The organism is Nocardioides sp. SR21 (assembly GCF_022761125.1).
Lineage (GTDB): Bacteria > Actinomycetota > Actinomycetes > Propionibacteriales > Nocardioidaceae > Nocardioides.
Window position 1 is genome coordinate 156,194 of record NZ_JAKWJR010000011.1, and the last position, 19,989, is coordinate 176,182.

Annotated in this window: 21 protein-coding genes and 1 riboswitch; of the genes, 9 read left to right on the plus strand and 12 right to left on the minus strand. The window is 70.1% G+C overall.

Going from position 1 to position 19,989, the window contains the following annotated elements; all coding sequences use genetic code 11:
* Window positions 1-34: 34 nt before the first annotated feature.
* The 4 genes from MJ604_RS19900 to MJ604_RS19915 form a co-directional block, all read right to left on the minus strand.
* Complete coding sequence (locus MJ604_RS19900) at window positions 35-1,021, minus strand: NlpC/P60 family protein (RefSeq protein WP_243060339.1); 987 nt, start codon at window positions 1,019-1,021, stop codon at window positions 35-37.
* Window positions 1,022-1,033: 12 nt separating this feature from the next.
* Window positions 1,034-1,201: riboswitch (cyclic di-AMP (ydaO/yuaA leader) on the minus strand.
* Window positions 1,202-1,366: 165 nt separating this feature from the next.
* Complete coding sequence (locus MJ604_RS19905) at window positions 1,367-1,585, minus strand: hypothetical protein (RefSeq protein ID WP_243060341.1); 219 nt, start codon at window positions 1,583-1,585, stop codon at window positions 1,367-1,369.
* Between the two features lie 61 nt (window positions 1,586-1,646).
* A complete protein-coding gene (locus MJ604_RS19910) occupies window positions 1,647-2,885 on the minus strand; it encodes an NYN domain-containing protein (RefSeq protein ID WP_243060343.1) in 1,239 nt (412 codons plus the stop codon).
* Window positions 2,882-3,118: a hypothetical protein gene (locus MJ604_RS19915; protein ID WP_243060344.1), complete on the minus strand. Its 237-nt coding sequence runs from the start codon at window positions 3,116-3,118 to the stop codon at window positions 2,882-2,884. Before MJ604_RS19915 ends, MJ604_RS19910 begins: the two co-directional genes overlap by 4 nt.
* Window positions 3,119-3,225: 107 nt before the next feature.
* Between MJ604_RS19915 and MJ604_RS19920 the strand changes: the two genes are divergently transcribed.
* The 3 genes from MJ604_RS19920 to MJ604_RS19930 are packed head-to-tail and all read left to right on the plus strand — an operon-like array spanning window position 3,226 to window position 5,933.
* Entirely contained in the window at window positions 3,226-5,019 is a 1,794-nt protein-coding gene (locus MJ604_RS19920) for a DEDD exonuclease domain-containing protein (RefSeq protein ID WP_243060346.1), read from the plus strand.
* A gap of 10 nt (window positions 5,020-5,029) precedes the next feature.
* On the plus strand, window positions 5,030-5,308 hold the full coding sequence (locus MJ604_RS19925) for an Lrp/AsnC family transcriptional regulator (RefSeq protein WP_243060348.1): 279 nt from the start codon (window positions 5,030-5,032) through the stop codon (window positions 5,306-5,308).
* Between the two features lie 10 nt (window positions 5,309-5,318).
* Window positions 5,319-5,933, plus strand: coding sequence for a hypothetical protein (locus tag MJ604_RS19930; RefSeq protein ID WP_243060350.1), 615 nt, complete (start codon window positions 5,319-5,321; stop codon window positions 5,931-5,933).
* Here MJ604_RS19930 and trpD read toward each other — a convergent pair.
* The 3 genes from trpD to MJ604_RS19945 are packed head-to-tail and all read right to left on the minus strand — an operon-like array spanning window position 5,925 to window position 8,330.
* The gene (trpD, locus tag MJ604_RS19935; RefSeq protein ID WP_243060352.1) at window positions 5,925-6,953 is read right to left on the minus strand and encodes an anthranilate phosphoribosyltransferase; all 1,029 of its coding nucleotides are present in this window, start codon (window positions 6,951-6,953) and stop codon (window positions 5,925-5,927) included. The two genes, MJ604_RS19930 and trpD, sit on opposite strands and share 9 nt — an antisense overlap.
* Window positions 6,950-7,369: a hypothetical protein gene (locus tag MJ604_RS19940; RefSeq protein WP_243060354.1), complete on the minus strand. Its 420-nt coding sequence runs from the start codon at window positions 7,367-7,369 to the stop codon at window positions 6,950-6,952. Before MJ604_RS19940 ends, trpD begins: the two co-directional genes overlap by 4 nt.
* A gap of 13 nt (window positions 7,370-7,382) precedes the next feature.
* A complete protein-coding gene (locus MJ604_RS19945) occupies window positions 7,383-8,330 on the minus strand; it encodes a cytochrome c oxidase assembly protein (protein WP_243060356.1) in 948 nt (315 codons plus the stop codon).
* Between the two features lie 74 nt (window positions 8,331-8,404).
* On the opposite strand from MJ604_RS19945, the gene MJ604_RS19950 reads away from it, so the two are divergent.
* The 4 genes from MJ604_RS19950 to MJ604_RS19965 are packed head-to-tail and all read left to right on the plus strand — an operon-like array spanning window position 8,405 to window position 12,815.
* The gene (locus tag MJ604_RS19950) at window positions 8,405-9,052 is read left to right on the plus strand and encodes a heme-copper oxidase subunit III (protein WP_279236339.1); all 648 of its coding nucleotides are present in this window, start codon (window positions 8,405-8,407) and stop codon (window positions 9,050-9,052) included.
* Window positions 9,053-9,085: 33 nt separating this feature from the next.
* Window positions 9,086-9,958, plus strand: coding sequence for a cytochrome c (locus tag MJ604_RS19955; protein WP_308194162.1), 873 nt, complete (start codon window positions 9,086-9,088; stop codon window positions 9,956-9,958).
* Between the two features lie 41 nt (window positions 9,959-9,999).
* Window positions 10,000-11,055 (plus strand): Rieske 2Fe-2S domain-containing protein, encoded by a 1,056-nt coding sequence (locus MJ604_RS19960; RefSeq protein ID WP_243060405.1) that lies wholly within the window; start codon window positions 10,000-10,002, stop codon window positions 11,053-11,055.
* Between the two features lie 2 nt (window positions 11,056-11,057).
* Window positions 11,058-12,815: a ubiquinol-cytochrome c reductase cytochrome b subunit gene (locus MJ604_RS19965; RefSeq protein ID WP_243060358.1), complete on the plus strand. Its 1,758-nt coding sequence runs from the start codon at window positions 11,058-11,060 to the stop codon at window positions 12,813-12,815.
* 469 nt (window positions 12,816-13,284) lie between these two features.
* On the opposite strand, the gene MJ604_RS19970 is transcribed toward MJ604_RS19965, so the two are convergent.
* From MJ604_RS19970 to coxB, 4 genes are all read right to left on the minus strand, one after another.
* Window positions 13,285-14,481, minus strand: a complete 1,197-nt coding sequence (locus tag MJ604_RS19970) for an Ig-like domain-containing protein (RefSeq protein WP_243060359.1) — start codon at window positions 14,479-14,481, stop codon at window positions 13,285-13,287.
* Window positions 14,482-14,556: 75 nt separating this feature from the next.
* Window positions 14,557-14,955 carry a cytochrome c oxidase subunit 4 gene (locus MJ604_RS19975; RefSeq protein WP_243060360.1) on the minus strand — a complete coding sequence of 133 codons (399 nt, stop codon included), beginning with the start codon at window positions 14,953-14,955 and terminating at the stop codon, window positions 14,557-14,559.
* A complete protein-coding gene (ctaD, locus tag MJ604_RS19980; RefSeq protein WP_243060361.1) occupies window positions 14,955-16,706 on the minus strand; it encodes a cytochrome c oxidase subunit I in 1,752 nt (583 codons plus the stop codon). The genes MJ604_RS19975 and ctaD overlap by 1 nt, the downstream gene beginning before the upstream one ends.
* On the minus strand, window positions 16,703-17,623 hold the full coding sequence (gene coxB, locus MJ604_RS19985; RefSeq protein WP_243060362.1) for a cytochrome c oxidase subunit II: 921 nt from the start codon (window positions 17,621-17,623) through the stop codon (window positions 16,703-16,705). Before coxB ends, ctaD begins: the two co-directional genes overlap by 4 nt.
* Window positions 17,624-17,717: 94 nt before the next feature.
* On the opposite strand from coxB, the gene MJ604_RS19990 reads away from it, so the two are divergent.
* Window positions 17,718-18,773: an aminotransferase class V-fold PLP-dependent enzyme gene (locus tag MJ604_RS19990; protein WP_243060363.1), complete on the plus strand. Its 1,056-nt coding sequence runs from the start codon at window positions 17,718-17,720 to the stop codon at window positions 18,771-18,773.
* Window positions 18,770-19,000, plus strand: coding sequence for a sulfurtransferase TusA family protein (locus MJ604_RS19995; RefSeq protein WP_243060364.1), 231 nt, complete (start codon window positions 18,770-18,772; stop codon window positions 18,998-19,000). The genes MJ604_RS19990 and MJ604_RS19995 overlap by 4 nt, the downstream gene beginning before the upstream one ends.
* On the opposite strand, the gene MJ604_RS20000 is transcribed toward MJ604_RS19995, so the two are convergent.
* The gene (locus MJ604_RS20000; RefSeq protein ID WP_243060365.1) at window positions 18,993-19,976 is read right to left on the minus strand and encodes a carbohydrate kinase family protein; all 984 of its coding nucleotides are present in this window, start codon (window positions 19,974-19,976) and stop codon (window positions 18,993-18,995) included. The two genes, MJ604_RS19995 and MJ604_RS20000, sit on opposite strands and share 8 nt — an antisense overlap.
* Window positions 19,977-19,989: the final 13 nt, after the last annotated feature.

A 19,989-nucleotide genomic window follows, 5' to 3' on the forward strand; every position in this document is an offset into this window, starting at 1 on the left:
TTCGGCTCAGGCGTCTGCGTCAATCAGGTGTCGATCAGCCGGGACGGACCGCGCCGACGTACGGCATGGAGTACAGGCCGGAGACGACGACCCCGGTGCCGGGGTTGGCGGCGTGCACGATCAGGCCGTTGCCGATGTACATGCCGACGTGGCTGATCGGGCTGTAGTAGAAGACCAGGTCGCCGGGCTGCAGGTCGCTCGCGGCGACGTGCGGGCCGGAGCTGTACTGGGCGCTCGAGGAGTGCGGCAGGCTGACGCCGGCGGCGCCCCAGGCCATCATCGTGAGGCCGGAGCAGTCGAAGGCGGACGGGCCGGCGGCACCGTAGACGTAGGCGTCGCCGACCTGGGCCATCGCGTAGGAGACCGCGGCGGCGGCGCGGCCGGAGGCGGGCACGTCGGACGGCATCCGGACGGTGGTGCCGCGCGACAGGATCTCCTCGCGCTCCTCGGCCTTGAGGTCCTCCAGCAGGTCCTCGGCCTCGGCGAGCTTCTCGTCAGCGGTCTTCTTCTCCGCGGCGAGCTTCTTCTCGAGGGCGGCGATCTCGCCGGCGCGCTTCTCGGTCGCGTCCGCGCGGATGTCGAGCGACTTCAGCTCGGTGGCGTACTCGTCGAACAGCTGCGACTGCATGTCGTTGAACGCCGACATGGTGGAGAGCTGGGCGAGGAAGTCCTGGGAGTCGTCGGAGACGACGACCTGGCCGACGGCGGCGAGGCTCTGGCCTTCGTACTGCCGCACGATCGAGTCCTGGACCTGGCCGCGCACCACGCCGAGGCGGGCGTCCTGGCGGTCCTGGTCGGCCTGGAGGGCGTCCAGGTCGGCCTGGAGGTCCTTCAGCTCCAGGCGGGCGTCGTTGTACCGCTCCGAGGCCTGCTCGGCCTCGTGGTACAGCCGATCGACCTTGGCTTGTACGTCGTCGATGTCGGGCTTCGCCTGCGCCGAACCGGAGGGCACGAGGCCCAAGGCGGCGATCAAGGCGGCACCGGACAGGAGGGTGATCAGTCGCTTCCGGCCGTTCTGCACGAGCGGGCGCTCTCCTTGTACGTCGGACGCCTACCGGGTGAGCTGACGGATTCGGACGCGACGCTTGTCCTACCTCCGCTACTGCGGAGGATTCACCCCACGTGGCCTGACCTCGACCACTTTTGGTTCCCCGGCTCCCGGACCGGTCGAGACCGGTCCGAGACTCAGCGCGGTGACCGCGCGGATCCGAGTGATCCACTGCCACGGCCACCTGAGCGACACACACTAGATGCGTTGTCCGAGGCTGACCAAACTTTCAACCGGTGTCGAGGCGACTTTCTCCGCCGCTTGTCCGAAATTTTAGAGAGCGAAGTCACAACAGTCACACGAGTCCCAGCCGTCACGTCAGGCGGACTCCATGTGCGGCCCCTCGTGTGGTCCGTCGACGGGTTGGACGAGCCGCAGCGACGGCACCAGGCCGCTCTGGGCGAGGACGTCGAGCGCGCGGCGCTCGTCGTCGTCGAAGGTGAGCTCGGGCGGCGGCCCGAGGAGCACGGTCACCACGCAGTCGTGGCAGTGCAGACCCCGCACGGTGCAGGTGTCACAGTCGATTCGCGTGTTCATGTCAGGAACGGTCGCAGGGACCACCGACAACGGCCCCGGGGACAGCGGGACGACGGCGTGTCTACGAACGGGCGAGCAGGTCGAGGAGCGCCTCGGGAGGTACGACGCGGGCGCCGTCGCGGACCACGTCGCGGGCGACCGCCTGGTCGGCGGTGACCACGACGACGACGCGCCCCTCGGGCTCGGCGGCGACCAGGTCGCGGATCACGTCGTCGGCGATCACCCCGCGCGGGCTGAACAGCACGCGGACGCCGCGCGGCGCGTTCACCGGCGGCCGGTGGTCGGTCTCGGCGGCGTCGAAGACGACCGTCGTCTCGGCGCCGGTGCGGGCGACCAGCGGTGCCAGCGCCTGCATCAGCCGGATCCGCTGGGCCTCCAGCGAGGAGCTCGGCCACGAGGTCTTGCTGACGTTGTAGCCGTCCACGACCAGCCGGGCGCGCGGCATCGCGAGGTACTGCTCCAGCGCCGCCTGGCTCGGCACCCGCTGGCCCGCCTCGGCCACGTCCGCCTGCACCCGGTCGCCCGGCGACCCGCTGACCTGCGGCAGCGCCAGCTCACGCTGCAGCCCACTCGCGGCCTCGATCACGGTCTCCAGCAGCAGCCGCGCCCGCAGCGTCGTCTCGTCCCGCTCGGAGCGGGCGTCGCGGCGTCCCTGGGCGATCTCGGACTCGACCCGCTCGAGCTGCCCCCGCAGCCGCCGGTTCTCCTTCTCCAGCGCGGAGCAGCGCTCCTCCGCGTCCGCCTCGGCCTTCGCCTGCGCGGCGGCCGCCTCCTCGGCGGCGGCGCGCGCCTCGCGCTCGGACACGCGGGTGTCGCCGAGCTTGCGGCGCAGCGAGGTGTTCTCGCCCTTGATCTCGTCGAGCTGCGCCTTGTGGGCCGCCTTGAGCTCGCGCACGGACTGCTCGGCGTCGGCGAGCCGCTGCCGCAGCCGCTCGGTCTCGCGCTCGGCGCGGTCGTCGGCCGGGCCCGGCCGCGCCGCGATCCGGTCGACGGCCTCGTGGACGGCGTCCTCCCACCCGTCGGGCCGGGTCAGCCAGGCCCGCGCCGCCTCGTTCGCCGGGTCGGTCGCGGTCGTCGGCCGGGCCGCGACCTGGGTGCCGACCTGGGCGCGGAAGTCGTCGTCGGCGAGCGCGTCGGCGATCGCCGTACCTCCCAGCTTGGCGCGGCGCGCGGGCGCGAACGTCGCGACCCGGCGTACCGGCGCAGGGAGCTTGGGTACGTCGGGCAGCACATCGGCGGTGAGGGCGACGAGGCGTGCGCGGACCTGCTCGGGCAGGTCCGCGAAGGTCAGGTCGCTCATGGCGCCGGCTGGTGACGTGGGACGAGCTCGATGGCGTCGGAGCGCCCGCACCACCGGCAGGTGACGGACTCCAGCGCCTCGGCGCGCAGCTCGGTGTCCTCGACGCGGTGGTCACCGCCGAGGTCGAAGTGCCAGAACTCCGTCGTGCGCCGGGTCCGGGTCACGTCGAAGCGAGTGAGGTTGCCGCAGCCCGAGCAGCGCCAGCGCTGGCCGTCGGGGATGGATCCGGTCATCGGCGCCTCCTCTCTCGTGCTGCGCCTCCCTGCTGGGCACCCACAGCCTACGGGTGGCCCGCGCGTTCTCCCGGGGAATGTCGGTGCCCCTATCTAGCGTCCTTTTCATGAGCAGTGCGGCCCAGGGTGCGACCTCCAGGTGGGAGTCGCAACGCAGTTTCGACGAGCTGGGCCGCCCGCTGCGCGACATCACGTTCTGCGTCGTCGACCTCGAGACCACCGGCGGCTCGGCCGAGGGCGGCTCGATGATCACCGAGATCGGCGCCGTGAAGGTGCGTGGCGGCGAGGTGCTCGGCGAGTTCCAGACGCTGGTCAACCCGCGCACCGAGATCCCGGCGTTCATCGCCGTGCTCACCGGCATCACCAACTCGATGGTCTCCGACGCGCCGCCCATCGAGTCCGCGCTGCCGTCGTTCCTCGAGTTCGCCGCCGGCTGCGTGCTGGTGGCCCACAACGCGCCGTTCGACGTCGGCTTCCTCAAGTACTTCGCCGAGCAGCAGGGCCGGCCGTGGCCGACGTTCGAGGTCCTCGACACCGCCCGGCTCGCGCGGCGGGTGATCACCCGCGACGACGCGCCGAACTGCAAGCTGTCCTCGCTGGCGAAGGCGTTCGGCTCCCCCGTGACGCCCAACCACCGCGCGCTGGAGGACGCCCGCGCCACCGTGCACGTGCTGCACGGGATGATGGAGCGGCTCGGCGGCCTCGGGGTCCAGACCCTCGAGGAGCTGCAGACGTTCTCCTCACGGGTGACCACCGCGCAGCGCAAGAAGCGGCACCTCGCCGAGTCGCTCCCCCACGCGCCGGGCGTCTACCTGTTCCGCGACGACCGCGCCCGGGTGCTGTACGTCGGCACCTCCCGCGACCTGCGCAGCCGGGTCCGCTCCTACTTCACGGCCTCCGAGACCCGCTCCCGGATGGGCGAGATGGTCGGCATCGCCAGCCGCGTCGACGGCATCGAGTGCGCGACCGCGCTCGAGGCGGAGGTGCGCGAGCTGCGGCTGATCGCCGAGCACAAGCCGCGCTACAACCGGCGCTCCCGATTCCCCGAGAAGGTCCACTTCATCAAGCTCACCCGCGAGCCCTGGCCGCGGCTGTCGCTGGTGCGCCGGGTGCTCGACGACGACGCCGACTACCTCGGCCCGTTCTCGTCGCGCAAGACCGCCGAGAAGTGCCTGGCCGCGCTGCACGACACGTTCCCGGTGCGGCAGTGCTCCGAGCGGCTCTCGAGGACCGTGACCCGCTCGCCCTGCGTGCTCGCCGAGATGGACCGCTGCCTGTCCCCCTGCGACGGCAGCGTGGACGAGGCGACGTACGCCGCGGTCGTGCGCCAGCTCCGCGACTCCCTGCTGCGCCGCCCCGACGAGGTGGTCGACGCGATCAACGCGCGGATGGAGGCGCTGGCCGCCGACGAGCGCTTCGAGGAGGCCGGCGTGCACCGCGACCGGCTCGCCGCGTTCGTGCGCGCCGCGGCCCGCACCCAGCGGCTCTCCGCGCTCACCCGCTGCCCCGAGGTCGTGGCCGCGCGCCGCGAGGACGGTCCGAACGGCGGGAGCCGCTGGGCCGTGCACGTGGTCCGCTACGGGCGCCTCGCCGCGGCCGGCGTGATCCCGTCCGGCGCCGACGCGATCGCGTACGTCGCCACCCTCCGCCTCTCGGCCGAGACCGTGGCCTCGGCGCCCGGCCCGATCCCGGCGGCGACCGCCGAGGAGACCGAGAAGGTGCTGCGCTGGCTGGAGTCCCCCGGCATCCGCCTGGTCGACGTCGACGGCGAGTGGACCTGCCCGGTCGCGGGCGCCACCCGGCACCTCGCGGTGCACGACGCGGTCAACCAGTCCCGGCTCTCGCTGGTGCCGTTCGCGGACCGCCGCGGGCTCACGACGGTGTCCCAACCGGTCCGTTAGTGTCCGTCGCATGATCACCGCCATCGTGTTCGTGAAGGCCGACGTCGCCCGGATCCCCGAGGTCGCCGAGGCGATCGCCGCCCTCGACGGCGTCAGCGAGGTCTACTCCGTGACCGGCCAGATCGACCTGATCGCGCTGGTCCGGGTGAAGGCCCACGAGGACATCGCGACCGTGGTCGCCGACAAGCTCAACAAGGTGCCGGGCGTCAACGCCACCGAGACGCACATCGCGTTCCGCACCTACTCCAAGCACGACCTCGAGACGGCGTTCTCGCTCGGCCTCGACTGAGGTCACCGTCGTGCCCTGGCTCGACGTCATCGGCTGGTGCGGCAGCGCGCTGCTGATCTTCTCGTTGCTGCAGACCCGGGTGCTGCGCTTCCGCGCGCTCAACCTGGTCGCGTGCTGCGTGCTCTGCTTCTTCAACGCGGCGATCGGCGTCTGGCCGATGGCGGCGCAGAACGTCGTGCTCGCGGGCATCAACGTCTACTTCCTCAGCCGGCTGCTGCGCGAGCGGCACGACGAGGCGGCCTTCGAGGTGCTGGAGGTCGACCCGTACGACGAGTACCTGCGGCACGTGCTGCGGGTGCACGGCGACGACATCCTGAAGTACCAGCCCGACTTCCTCTGGGACCCCGACCAGGACACCGACCACGCGTTCCTCGTGATCAAGGGCGACGAGACCGTCGGCGTCGTGATCGTGACCTGCGAGGGCGAGGTCGCCCGGATCCGACTCGACTACGTCACCCCGCGGTTCCGCGACTTCAGCCCCGGGGAGTTCGTGTGGCGGCGCAGTGGCATCTTCACCGACCTCGGCGTCCGGCGCGTGGTCACGCCGCCGACCATGGTCAACGCCTACTACGACCGCGTCGGCTTCCGCAGCACCGGCGACTCCTACGTGCTCGACCTAGGCTGAGCTCGCCGCCACCCAGCGCTCCAGCGTGGACTTCGCCGCGCCGGAGTCGATCGCCTCACGGGCCGCGGTGATCCCGGCCGCCAGCGCGTCGGCAGGCGGCGTTCCAGGAGCGCCGTACACCGCGAGGGCGGCGCCGGCGTTCAGCACCACCGCGTCGCGCACCGCGCCGGTCTCGCCGTCCAGCATCCGGCGTACGACGTCGGCGTTGTGGGCGGCGTCGCCGCCGCGCAGTGCCTCGGTGGTGCCGCGCTCGATGCCGAAGTCGCCCGGGTCGATGGTGCTCTCGCGCACCTCGCCCTCGTGCACCCACCAGACCTTCGACGACGTGGTGGTCGTGAGCTCGTCGAGCCCGTCGTCGCCGCGGAAGACCCAGGCGTCGGCGCCGCGCCGGGCGAACACGCCGGCCATCACCGGCGCGAGGCGCGGGTCGGCGCAGCCGATCGCCTGGGCGCCGGCGCGGGCGGGGTTCGTCAGCGGGCCGAGCAGGTTGAACGTGGTGCCGATGCCGAGCTCGCGCCGGGCGACGGCGGCGTGCCGCATCGCCGGGTGGAAGGTCGCGGCGAAGCAGAACGTGATGCCGGCCTCCTCCGCGACCGCGGCGACCCGGTCGGGCGCGAGGTCCAGGCGGATGCCGAGCTGCTCGAGCACGTCGGCGGAGCCGGACTGCGAGGACGCCGACCGGTTGCCGTGCTTGACGACCCGGGCGCCCGCGCCGGCCGCGACGATCGCGGACATCGTGGAGATGTTGACCGACATCGAGCGGTCGCCGCCGGTGCCGACGACGTCGAGCAGCCGCCCCGGGACGCTCAGCGGCGTCGCGGCGGCGTACATCGACTCGACGAGGCCGAGGACCTCCTCGATGGTCTCGCCCTTCGAGCGCAGCGCGACCGCGAAGCCGGCGATCTGCACGGGCGTGGCCTCACCGGAGAGGATCTCGCCCATGGCCCAGGCGGACTGCTCCGCACGGAGGTCCGTGCCGGCGACGAGCGCGCCGAGGACCTCGGGCCAGGTGTGGGTCACGTGCCCGCGGGCACGTGGGAGCGGAGCAGGGAGATCACGGTCTCGGCCAGCTGGATCGGGTCCAGCGGGTGCGGCACCGCGGCCTCCGCGCGCGACCAGGTCGCCAGCCAGGCGTCCTGGGGCCGGCCGGTCAGCACGATGACCGGCGGGCACTGGTAGATCTCGTCCTTGAGCTGCTTGGCGATGCCCATGCCACCGGCCGGGACGGCCTCGCCGTCCAGGATCACCAGGTCGATCAGTCCGGAGTCCATGTTCTGGATCACGACCGGCTCGGTCGCGACCTCGACGTACTCGAGCTCGGGCAGGTCCGGGTGCGGTCGGCGCCCCAGGGCCAAGATGACCTGCTGGCGGGTGTTCACGTCGTCGCTGTAGACCAGCACCTTCAGGGGCGCGGTCCGGGTGGTCGAGTCGCTCACGGCGGCGATGCTACTAGTCGCCGTCCGCGTCGGCGCCGCTGACCGCTCGTTCTCGGTCAGCACGCTCCCGGGCCTCGATCAGGTCCAGGCGCCGGTCCTCGCGGGCGGCCTCCTTGATCGAGGCGCGCACCCACTGGGTGAACAGCACACCGAACAGCACCAGCGCGACGAGATCGCCCGATCCCCACAGCAGGCCGCCGGCGACGTGCTGGTCGTCGTACGGGTCGGGCAGCCAGGCGCCCATCGGGCCGTCGTGCAGGCGCGGGTACCAGTCGCCGCCGAGCAGCGTGTCCTGGCCCATGATCGTGACGCCGAGGAAGGCGTGGAACGGCAGCGTGAGCACCACCAGCAGCATCCGGAACGGGTAGCTCACCCGGCCCGGGACCGGGTCGACGCCGATGATCGGCCAGAAGAACAGCGACCCGACCAGCACGAGGTGCACGTGCATCATCTCGTGGAGGTACGTCGAGTTGAGGGTGGCCTCGTACCAGCCGGAGAAGTAGAGCGCCCACGGCGAGATCACGTACAGCAGGAACGTCAGCGGCGGGAACGACAGCACCTTGGCGACCCGGGAGTGCAGCACGGTGAGCAGCCCGCGCCGCAGGCCCGGCGGGAGCGTGCGCAGCGCGAGGGTCACGGGGGCGCCCAGCGCGAGCGCCATCGGCACCAGCATCGAGAGCACCATGTGCTGGACCATGTGGACGCTCACGAGGGTGGTGTCGTACGCCGCCAGCCCCGAGGACGTCGCGAACAGGAACAGTCCCATCCCGATCACCACGAACGACAGGGTCCGGCCCCACGGCCAGCGGTCCCCGCGACGCCGCAGCGTGCGCACCCCGAGCAGGTAGAAGCCCACCGCCCAGACCGTGATCACGAACGGGACCGGGGCGAGCTCCCACTGTCCGAAAATCGAACCGGCCGAGAACCTCGGCAGGTTCGTCACGAGGGCAGTCAGGGTCACGATCGGCACTCTGTGAACTTTAAGACCCCGAAACACGGCACCCCGGGGTGCCCTCGTCCTCAGGTCACGACATAATGACGCCCGTGGCGACTGCAACAGCGATTCCGGCCTCCCGACTGCACGGGCACCACGACCGACCGAGCATGGTCAGCGTCGGGACGATCATCTGGCTCTCCAGCGAGCTGATGTTCTTCGCGGCACTGTTCGCGTCGTACTTCACGATCCGTGCGGTCAGCCCCGAGCTCTGGGCCGAGAACACCGAGCTCCTCAACATCCCGTTCGCCACGGCGAACACCACGATCCTGGTGCTCTCCTCGGTCACCTGCCAGCTCGGCGTGTTCGCCGCCGAGCGCGGCCAGGTCGGCCGCACCGGCTCGGTCCTGAACGTCAAGGGCTGGGGCCTGCGTGAGTGGTTCATCCTCACGTACGTCATGGGCGCGGTCTTCATCGCCGGCCAGGCCACCGAGTACGCCGCTCTCGTCGCCGAGGGCATGACCATCCAGGACTCGGCGTACGGCACGATGTTCTACCTCACCACCGGCTTCCACGGCCTCCACGTGACCGGCGGCCTCATCGCCTTCCTCTTCGTGCTCGGGCGCACCTACGTCGCGCGCAAGTTCACCCACGAGCAGGCGGTCAGCGCGATCGTCGTGTCGTACTACTGGCACTTCGTCGACGTGGTGTGGATCGGCCTTTTCGCGACCATCTATCTCGTCAAGTAGCCCCAGCAGCCCGATCTACCGCAAGGACACAACGTGCGTCTCCTGAACCGTTCCGCCGGCCGGCTCTCCCGGCACCGTCGCGGTCCGCTCGCCGGCCTGGCCGTCGTGCTGCTCGGCCTGCTGCTCACCGGTGGCCTCTACACCGCGTTCTCGCCTGCCCAGGCCGGCTCCACGAAGAGCTCTGCCGACCAGATCGAGCAGGGTCGCCAGCTGTTCATCGTGGGCTGCTCCTTCTGCCACGGTCAGAACGGCGAGGGCGTCCTCTCCGAGGACGGCGAGAGCCAGCTCGGCCCGTCGCTGGTCGGCGTCGGCGCCGCCGCGGTCGACTTCCAGGTCGGCACCGGCCGGATGCCGATGGCGCAGCCCGGCGCCCAGGTGCCGGAGAAGCAGGAGACCTACGACGAGGAGGAGATCGCGGCGCTCGCGGCCTTCGTCGCCTCCCTCGGCCCCGGCCCGGCGATCCCGGACGAGAGCGACTACACGCTCGAGGGTCTGTCCGAGGAGGAGCGCCAGCAGGCGATCGTCAACGGTGGACAGATCTTCCTCACCAACTGCACGGCGTGCCACAACTTCGAGGGCTCCGGCGGCGCGATGCCGCGCGGCGGCTACGCCCCGCGGATCCGCGGCGTCGAGCCCCGCTACGTCTACGAGGCGCTGCTGACCGGCCCGCAGAACATGCCGAACTTCAGCAACGGCAACCTGCCGCCCGAGAGCAAGCGGAACGTCATCGCCTACCTCAACTCGCTCGAGGAGCAGCCGAACTACGGTGGCTTCGGCCTCGGTGGCTTCGGTCCGGTTCCGGAGGGCTTGGCGGCCTGGCTCCTGGGCATCGGCGCCTGCGTCGGCGCGGCGGTCTGGATCGCCGCCCACACCACCCGTTCGAACAAGAAGAAGGCGGACGCGTGAGCGACCACGACAAGGACGAGCACGGCCACGAGCTGTCCAACGTGCCGGATGAGGCCGTGACCGACGACCTCTATCCCAACCCGGGGCTGCCCGAGCACCACTGGCGCCCGACCGACGTCGACCCGAAGGCCGAGCGGCGCGCCGAACGCCAGGTCGCGACCCTGTTCCTGCTGTCGGTCGTCTGCACCGTGCTGTTCGTGGTCTCGTACTTCACGTTCCAGGTCGGCGACGACTGGGACACGATCGGCGGCTTCGGCGCGTCGAACCTCACCCTCGGCCTGTCGCTGTCCGGCGCGCTGCTGTTCATCGGCATCGGCATCATCCAGCTGGCCCGCAAGCTCATGGCCGACAAGGAGATCGTCGAGTACCGCCACCCCTCCGCCTCCTCCGAGGCGGACCGCGCGGAGGCGCTCACGGCGCTCAACACCGGCATCGACGAGTCCGGCATCGGCCGGCGCCCGCTGGTGCGCAACACGATGCTCGGTGCGGTGGGCCTGGTCGGCGTCACCGCGATCATCCCGCTGTGGGACCTCGGCCCCAAGCCGAACCAGGTCGGTCCGGGCAAGAAGTACGACTACCCCGGCGCCGGCATCGAGAACACCATCTGGACCGCGGGGATGCGCGTCGTGCGCGACGTCACCGGCACCCCGATCCGCCCCGCCGACATGGAGATCGGCGACCTGATCAACGGCGAGCCCGCGGGCATCTTCAACGGTGGCCCGGACGGCGAGCCGCTCGAGGGCGTGGTGCTCCAGATCAACAAGTCGAAGGGCGCCGTGGTGGTCGTCCGGATGGAGCCGGACGAGATCATCCCCGCCGAGGGCCGGGAGAACTGGGCCGTCGACGGCATCATCTGCTACTCCAAGATCTGCACCCACGTCGGTTGCCCGATCTCGCTGTACGAGCGGACGACCCACCACCTGCTGTGCCCGTGCCACCAGTCGACGTTCGACCTGTCCGACTCGGCCCGGGTCGTCTTCGGCCCCGCAGCCCGCGCGCTGCCCCAGCTGCCGCTGGGTGTCGACGAGGAGGGCTACCTCATCGCGACCGCGCCGTTTGACGAACCTGTCGGCCCTAGCTATTGGGAGCGTGGCTGAACATGGACACCACCAAGGTTGCCACCAGCAACACCACCACGGCCGCCACGACTAAGAAGAAGAACCGCGTCGGCGCCGTCGCCGGTTGGGCTGACGACCGCCTCGGTCTCGCCGCGCTGGGCAAGAAGCAGCTGCGCAAGGTCTTCCCGGACCACTGGTCCTTCATGCTCGGCGAGATCGCGCTGTGGAGCTTCGTCGTCCTGCTCCTGACCGGTGTCTTCCTCACGCTCTGGTTCAACCCGAGCATGGGCGAGGTCGCCTACGACGGCTCGTACGACCAGCTCCGCGGCATCGAGATGTCCGAGGCGTACGCCTCGAGCCTGCACATCTCGTTCGACGTCCGCGGCGGTCTGCTGATGCGCCAGATGCACCACTGGGCCGCGATGCTCTTCGTCGCGTCGATGATGGTGCACCTGCTCCGCGTGTTCTTCACCGGCGCGTTCCGCAAGCCGCGCGAGCTCAACTGGGTCATCGGCTGCCTGCTGCTGATCCTCGGGACGCTCGAGGGCTTCACCGGCTACTCGCTGCCCGACGACCTGCTGTCCGGCACCGGCGTCCGCGCCGCGGACGGCTTCATCAAGGCCTCCCCGGTCGTCGGCACGTACATGTCGTTCCTGCTGTTCGGTGGCGAGTTCCCGGGCGAGGCGATCATCCCGCGCCTGTTCACCGTCCACGTGCTGCTGATCCCGGGCCTGCTGCTGGCCCTGATCGCCGCCCACATGCTGCTGCTCGTCTACCACAAGCACACGCAGTGGCCCGGACCCGGCCGCACCGAGCAGAACGTCGTCGGCTACCCGATGCTGCCCGTGTACGCCGCCAAGGCCGGTGGGTTCTTCTTCATCGTCTTCGGCATCACCGCGATGATGGGCGCGCTGCTCACCATCAACCCGGTGTGGAAGTACGGACCGTACGACCCGTCCAAGGTCACCGCGGGCTCGCAGCCCGACTGGTACATGGGCTGGCCCGACGGGGCGCTGCGCATCATGCCCGGCCTCGAGTCGGAGATCTTCGGCTACACGATCAGCTGGAACGTGATGCTGCCGATCCTGATCCTGCCGATCGTCATGTTCATCATCCTGCTGCTGCTGCCGTTCCTCGACGCGTGGATCACCGGCGACAAGCGGGACCACCACCTGCTCGAGCGGCCGCGCAACGCGCCGACCCGCACCGCGCTGATGGTGGCGCTGATGACGATGTACGGCCTCTTCTGGGCGGCCGGCGGCAACGACATCATCGCGATCACGCTGCACGCCTCGATCAACCAGATCACGTACTTCATGCGTGCCGCCGTGATCATCGGCCCGATCATCGCCTTCTTCATCACCCGGCGCTGGTGCATCTCGCTCCAGCGCAAGGACAACGAGACGGTGCTGCACGGGTACGAGACCGGCATCATCATGCGCTCCCCCGAGGGCGGCTACTCCGAGAAGCACCTCCCGCTGCCCGAGTCGAAGGCGTACGCGCTCACGGCTCGCGACCGCGACCCGGTGCCGAACGGCCTGCCGTCCGGTGGCACTGACGCCAACGGCGTCCCCGCCCCCGAGGGCGGCCGCCTCGCCGGCCTCCGGCACCGCCTCCGCACCCTGTACTACGCGGACAACGCCCAGAAGCCGACCCCGGAGGAGCTCGCCGAGGGCCACCACCACGCCGAGCACGAGCACGAGCTCCAGACCGGCATGGACGGCCATGCGGCCGACGGCCACCAGTTCGACGGCCACCACCTGGTCGAGGACGAGCACCTGCGCGACCCGCACCACTGATCGAGACCCAGCAGGACAAGAAGCAGCCCCCACCACGGTCATCACGACCGGGTGGGGGCTGCTCTGCTTCTCGCTGGGTCTCGATACAGCGCCGTCACGACCTCGCAAGCTCGGTCGTGGGCGCTACTCGACCACCGACGTCCTGAGCGCCTGCGCGCGAACGCGCGCGATCCTCGGTGGTCGAGTAGCGTCCGCCGCTGAGCCTGCGAAGCGGCGGGCGCGTATCGAGACCCGGCAAGACAACAAGCAGCCGCCGCTTTGCTTCTCGCTGGGTCTCGATACAGCGCCGTCACGACCCCGCAAGCTCGGTCGTGGGCGCTACTCGACCTGGCTGCTGGTTCCCGGCCCTCGCAAGCTCAGGCCGGGGCAGCTCAGTCTCGATACGCCGGTCGCCAGCTCGTGCCTCGCGCGCGCGGCTACTCGACCTGGCTGCTGGTTCCCGGCCCTCGCAAGCTCGGGCCGGGGCAGCTCACAGCGCGGAGCCTTGGGCGTACTTCGCGTACGACTCGTTCCAGTCGCCGTAGCCGTTGTCGAGAGTCATCGGCTTGTCGCTGCCGGTGTACTCGACGACGTCGCCGCGACGCGACATGGCGTAGAGCCACCCGGCGTTCTCGGTGCTCATGCCGGTGCAGCCGTGGGAGACGTTGGCGTAGCCCTGGGAGCCGGTCGACCAGGGGGCGGCGTGGATGAACTCGCCGGAGTACGTCAGGCGCATCGCCCACTGGACGTTGTCGATGTTGTAGGCGTCGGCGCCGGTGATGCCCACGGTCTCGGAGTTCATCGTCTTGGAGTCGAACTTCTCGATGATGACCTTCGTGCCCGTGCGGGTGGTGAACGCCGGCTGCTCCCCCGTGGTGATCGGGATGGTGCGCAGCAGCTTGCCGTTGCTGAAGACCTTCATCTGGTGGGTCTTCATGTCCACCTTGTAGATGTGCGCGTCGCCGACGTGGAAGTCGAGCTCGCGGTCCTCCTGGCCGTAGATGCCGTTGCCGGCGTCGACGCTGTTCACGTCGATGTCGACGTGCACGTCGGTGTCGGGCTTCCAGTAGGTCTTCGGGCGCCAGTGCGCCTCGGTGCTGCTCAGCCAGTGCCACGAGCCCTGCTGGGCCGGCGTGGACGTGACGTGCATGTTCTCCTCGAACGTCGCCTGGTCCTTGACCGGCAGGTCGAAGGTGACGATCACCGGCATGCCGACGCCGACGGTCTCGTCGGCCAGCGGCGCGACGGACGGGTAGGTCTGCTCGTCGAGCGTCAGGTCCTGGGTCGAGAACGACGACTTCCGGGTGACCTGGGTGCCGTCCTCGCGCGAGGCGACCGTCTTGATCTGGTACGTCGTACCCGGCTCGAGCCGGTCGGTCGCGGTCCAGCTGGCCTTGTCGGCCGACAGCTCGCCGGCGAGGTCGCCCGCGGCGGACGTGACCGCGACGGAGTCGATGGTGCCGCCCGTGGCGGACACCGCGACCTCCTGGTCGACCGGGACGCCGCTGGCGCCCTTCTTGACGCTGGAGACCAGCTTCAGGGGCACGACCGGGGTCTCCGAGGCCGAGGAGGTCGGCTCGTCGGCGCTGACGCCCGGGATGCTGTCCTTGGCGTCACAGGCCGTCAGGGCGAGCGGCACGGTCGCGATCAGCGCGATCGAGCACAGGCGAAGACGACGGTCGGACATGCTGAAGGCTCCCCGGGATCAACGACGTGGTCGAAACCAGCGTAACCGGGGAGCCCCAAGCAGACGATTCGACGCTCAGTGAGCGTGGACACCTCGGTAGTACTCGAAGATCCAGCCGACGAGGGCCAGGGTGCCGAGCATCACGCCGATGATGAACAGCCACCAGGCGCCCATGGCGATGCCGTAGACGCAGACGCTGAGCGTCAGCGCGCACCACAGCGGCCACCAGGAGTACGGCGGGAAGAAGCCCAGCTCGCCCGCGCCGTCGGCGATCTCGCCGTCCTTGCGGTCCTCGGGACGCGGGGCCATGTTCTTGGCGTGGAAGCCGAGGTACGCGGTGACCATCGCGGAGAGCAGGGTGGTCATCACCAGGGCGGACGTGCCCGTCCAGTCGCCGGTGATGAACCAGTACGCCGGGCTGACCAGCACGAAGAAGATCGTGCAGATCGCGAAGATCCAGGCTTCGGACTTCATCAGGCGTTGCCCTCCGGGGTGTCGTCGGTGCGCTCGTTGAGCATCTCCTCGCGGCCCTCCATGTCAGGAGCGTCCGCCGGCTTGCCCTCGCGGGCGGCCTCGTTGTCCTCGAGCTCGATCGCCGCCACCTCGGGGTGGTGCAGGTCGAACGCCGGCGACTCCGAGCGGATCCGCGGGATCGTGACGAAGTTGTGCCGCGGCGGCGGGCAGCTGGTCGCCCACTCGAGCGAGCGTCCCCAGCCCCACGGGTCGTCGGTGTTGACGAGCGGCGCCTTGCGGGAGACGTACACGTTGTAGAGGAACGGCAGCGTCGAGGCACCGAGCAGGAACGCACCCACGGTGGAGATCTGGTTCAGCGTGGTGAAGCCGTCGCCGGGCAGGTAGTCGGCGTACCGACGCGGCATGCCCTCGACGCCCACCCAGTGCTGGACGAGGAACGTCAGGTGGAAGCCGATGAACAGCAGCCAGAAGTGCAGCTTGCCGAGGCGCTCGTCGAGCATCCGGCCGGTCATCTTCGGCCACCAGAAGTAGAAGCCCGCGAACATCGCGAACACCACGGTGCCGAACACCACGTAGTGGAAGTGCGCGACCACGAAGTACGAGTCGGACACGTGGAAGTCCAGCGGCGGGCTGGCCAGGATGATGCCGGTCAGACCACCGAAGAGGAAGGTCGTGAGGAAGCCGATCGACCAGAGCATGGGCGTGTCGAACGAGATGGACCCGCCCCACATCGTCCCGATCCAGTTGAAGAACTTCACGCCTGTCGGTACGGCGATCAGGAAGGTCATGCCGGAGAAGAACGGCAGGTCCACGGCGCCGGTCACGAACATGTGGTGCGCCCACACGGCGACGGAGAGGATCGCGATGCCGAGCGTCGCACCGACCAGGCCGATGTAGCCGAAGATCGGCTTGCGGCTGAAGACCGGGAGGATCTCGGTCACGATGCCGAAGAACGGCAGCGCGATGATGTACACCTCGGGGTGACCGAAGAACCAGAACAGGTGCTGCCACAGGATCGCGCCGCCGTGGGCGGTGTCGAACACGTGGGCGCCGAGCTGGCGGTCGGCCTCGAGCGAGAGCAGCGCGCCGGCGAGGACCGGGAACGCGATCAGCACGAGCAGGCTGGTGACCAGCGTGTTCCAGACGAAGATCGGCATCCGGAACATCGTCATGCCGGGCGCACGCATGCAGATGATCGTGGTGATGAAGTTGACGGCACCGAGGATCGTGCCGAGACCGGCCATCCAGAGGCCCATGATCCAGAGGTCACCACCGACACCCGGCGAACGCACGGCGTCCGACAGCGGGGTGTAGGCGAACCAGCCGAAGTCGGCGGCGCCCTGCGGGGTGAGGAAGCCGGACGCGGCGATCAGGCCGCCGAACAGGAACAGCCAGTAGCTGAACATGTTGAGGCGCGGGAAGGCGACGTCGGGCGAACCGATCTGCAGCGGCATGATCACGTTGCCGAAGCCGAAGAACAGCGGGGTCGCGAACAGCAGCAGCATGATCGTGCCGTGCATGGTGAAGAGCTGGTTGTAGAGCTCGTCGTTCACGACCTGCATGCCCGGGTAGGCCAGCTCGGAACGGATCAGCATGGCCATCAGGCCGCCGACCATGAACCAGGCGAACGACGTGCCGAGGTACAGCTTGCCGATCAGCTTGTGGTCCGTGGTGGTGAGGATCCGGGCGACCTGCTGCCCCAGCGTCGGACGGCTGGCGATGCTGGTCGGGTGTGCTGCTGTGGCGGTCACTCCGCCCCCTCCTCGGACTCTTCGCCGGACTCGAGCCCGGCCTGGGTGCTGGCGTTCTCGCCGCCGAGCGCCGGCGCGCCGGGCGTGCGGCCCTCGGCCTCGAACTCGTCGACCAGGCCGGCGACGTACGCGTCGTACTCCTCCTGGCTGACGACCTTCACGTTGAAGAGCATCCGCGAGTGGTAGACGCCGCAGAGCTCGTAGCACTTGCCGGCGTAGGTGCCCTCGGTGGTCGGCGTGATCGCGTAGTGGTTCACGCGGCCGGGGATGACGTCCATCTTCATGAGGAACGCCGGGACGCCGAAGTCGTGGATGACGTCGGGCGAGTGCAGGTTGAAGCGCGTGGTCACGTCGACCGGCAGCACCAGGGTCGGGATGACGCCGCCGGTGCCCGCGGTGTAGACGTACGAGTCGTACGGGAACAGGTCGTCGTTCAGGTCGTCGTCGGCGGAGCGGTCCATCTCACCGACGCCGTAGTTGAACGTCCACGACCACTGCTGACCGGTGATCTCGAGGGTGTTCTCCACCGGCGACACGCTGTCCTCGTCCAGGACGTAGTTCTGGACCTCGACGGTGTGCGCGAAGAACACGATCACCATGATGATCGGCGCGATCGTGTAGAAGATCTCGAGCGGCAGGTTGTAGCGCGTCTGCACGGGGATCTCGTCGTCGCTGCGGCGGCGGTACTTGAAGATCGCCCAGAAGATGAGCGCCCACACGATGACGCCGGTCACCAACGCGGCGATCCACGCACCCTGCCACAGGCCCAGGATCTGCTCGCCCTGCGCGGAGGCGGGGTCCGGCATGGCGAACCTCTCCCACTCCTCCTTGGTCTCGGACGAGCAGCCACCCAGTGCCAGCGCACTGATGCCCAAGACGGCTCCAGCGGCCGCACGCTTGGGGAGTTGCAGACTCAACGTCTGAGCCTCTCTCTCAACGATCACGGATAGCCCGAACACTATCGGAATCCAACCCCGAGTTGACCGGTGGGGCACCCGATAGGTTCGGCGTGTGGGAATTCCGACGGGCTACCTCGACTCCGCGTCCTCGGAGCCACTGCACCCCGCGGCCCGGGAGACGCTGCTCGCCGCCCTCGAGCGCGGGTACGCCGATCCGCGCCGTCTCCACGGGCGCGGCCGCGACGCCCGACTGCTCCTCGACAACGCGAGAGCCGTGGTGGCGGAGTGTCTGGAGGTGCGACCGGACGAGGTCGCCTTCACCGCCTCCGGGACCGACGCGGTGCACCGCGGGCTGCTCGGCATCCGGCGCGGTGACGGCCCCGTGGCGTACGGCGCGGTCGAGCACTCCTCGGTCGTCCACGCGGCCCGCTGGGCCGGCCCGGAGCCGGTCGTGCTGCCGGCCGACCGGCTGGGGCGGGTGTCCGTGGGCGACACCGACGGCGCGAGCGTGGTCGCGCTCCAGCACGCCAACCACGAGGTCGGGACCGTCCAGCACGCGCCCGACGTCGACGTACCTCTCTTCGTGGACGCGTGCGCCTCGATGGGACGCCTCCCCCTGCCCGAGCGCTGGGACGCGCTCGCCGGATCCGCGCACAAGTGGGGCGGTCCGGCCGGCGTGGGCGTGCTGCTGCTCCGCAAGCGGACCCGCTGGATCGACCCGTTCCCCGAGGCCGGGTTCCCGAACGTCCCCGGCGCGCTGGCCGCGGCAGCGGCGCTGCAGGCCGTCGTCGCCGACCGCGCCGAGGTCAACGCCCGCCAGCACGCGCTGGTCGACCGGATCCGCGTCGCGGCCGCCGCGATCCCGGACGTCGAGGTCGTCGGCGACCCGGACGACCGGCTCCCCCACCTCGTGACGTTCTCGTGCCTGTACGTCGATGGCGAGGCGATCGTGACCGAGCTCGACAAGCGGGGGTACGGCGTGGCGAGCGGCTCGGCGTGCACCGCGTCCACGCTGACCCCCAGCCACGTGCTCGAGGCGATGGGCGTGCTCACCCACGGCAACCTCCGGGTCTCGCTGACCCGCGACACGACCGAGGCCGAGGTCGACGGCTTCCTCGGCGTCCTCCCCGACGTGGTCCGCGACCTGCGCGCCCAAGTGGGCCTGTGAACACCCCGGAGAGGAGTGTCGAGCTCGACTGCCGCGGCATGCTCTGCCCGCTGCCCGTGATCGAGCTGGCGAAGCGGCACACCGAGGTCCCGGTCGGCGAGCTCGTCGTCGTGCTCGCCGACGACGTCGCCGCGCGGACCGACATCCCGGCGTGGTGCCGGATGCGGGGGCAGGAGTTCGTCGGCGAGGACGGCCCCGGCCGCTACGTCGTACGCCGGCTCAGCTGATGCTCTTCAGGTGCGGCTCGATGTCGGCGGCCGCGGCAGCGCCGTACGAGTCCTCCACGCGGGCCAGGAACTGGGCCGGGGTGAAGGTGTACTCCTGCGTGCCGACCGTCTCGACCACGTAGGCCGCGAGCACGCAGCCGACCTGCGCGGCCCGCTCGAGGCCGAGGTCCCAGGCCAGCGCGGCGAGGAAGCCGGAGCGGAACGCGTCGCCGACGCCGGTCGGCTCGACCGCGACCACGTTGCGGGCGGCGGTGAGCACGATCGGCTCCTCGCCCTTCCGGGTGATGCGGACGCCGTCCTTGCCGAGCGTGGTGACCTGGATGCCGACCCGGGCGAGCACCTCGTCGGGCGACCAGCCGGTCTTCTGCTCGATCATGTGCGACTCGTACTCGTTCGAGAACAGGATCGCCGCGCCGTCGATCAGCTTGCGGATCAGCTCGCCGTCGCTGAAGGCGAGCTGCTGGCTCGGGTCGGCGATGAACGGGTAGCCGCGCTGACGGCACTCGTCGGTGTGGCGGAGCATCCCCTCGGGGTCGTCCGCGCCGATGAGGACGTACTCCGGAGCGCCGACGCTGGCCACGATCGGGGCCAGCTCGATCAGCCGCGCCTCGCTCATCGCGCCCGGGTAGAACGACGCGATCTGGGCGCCGGTCGGGTCCGTGGTGCACACGAACCGGGCGGTGTGCCGGGTGTCGGAGATGCGCACGTGCGAGGTGTTCACGCCGTGCCGCTCCAACCACGAGCGGTAGTCGGCGAAGTCCTCGCCGGCCGCACCGACGAGCACCGGCCGCAGCCCGAGCTGGCCGAGACCGAAGGTCATGTTGGCCGCCACCCCGCCGCGACGGATCTCCAGGTCGTCGACCAGGAAGGAGAGCGAGATCTTGTCCAGCTGCTCGACGACCAAGGAGTCGGCGAACTTGCCCTGGAACGACATCAGGTGGTCGGTCGCGATCGAGCCGGCGATGAGGAGGGACACGTCGCAGAAGACT

What these genes read in the sequence shown, in the direction of transcription:
- MJ604_RS19905 (WP_243060341.1), bottom strand. Translation starts at nt 1,585, where the DNA reads ATGAACACGCGAATCGACTGTGACACCTGCACCGTGCGGGGTCTGCAC.
- MJ604_RS19910 (WP_243060343.1), bottom strand. Translation starts at nt 2,885, where the DNA reads ATGAGCGACCTGACCTTCGCGGACCTGCCCGAGCAGGTCCGCGCACGC.
- MJ604_RS19915 (WP_243060344.1), bottom strand. Translation starts at nt 3,118, where the DNA reads ATGACCGGATCCATCCCCGACGGCCAGCGCTGGCGCTGCTCGGGCTGC.
- MJ604_RS19920 (WP_243060346.1), top strand. Translation starts at nt 3,226, where the DNA reads ATGAGCAGTGCGGCCCAGGGTGCGACCTCCAGGTGGGAGTCGCAACGC.
- MJ604_RS19925 (WP_243060348.1), top strand. Translation starts at nt 5,030, where the DNA reads ATGATCACCGCCATCGTGTTCGTGAAGGCCGACGTCGCCCGGATCCCC.
- MJ604_RS19950 (WP_279236339.1), top strand. Translation starts at nt 8,405, where the DNA reads ATGACGCCCGTGGCGACTGCAACAGCGATTCCGGCCTCCCGACTGCAC.
- MJ604_RS19965 (WP_243060358.1), top strand. Translation starts at nt 11,058, where the DNA reads ATGGACACCACCAAGGTTGCCACCAGCAACACCACCACGGCCGCCACG.
- MJ604_RS19970 (WP_243060359.1), bottom strand. Translation starts at nt 14,481, where the DNA reads ATGTCCGACCGTCGTCTTCGCCTGTGCTCGATCGCGCTGATCGCGACC.
- MJ604_RS19975 (WP_243060360.1), bottom strand. Translation starts at nt 14,955, where the DNA reads ATGAAGTCCGAAGCCTGGATCTTCGCGATCTGCACGATCTTCTTCGTG.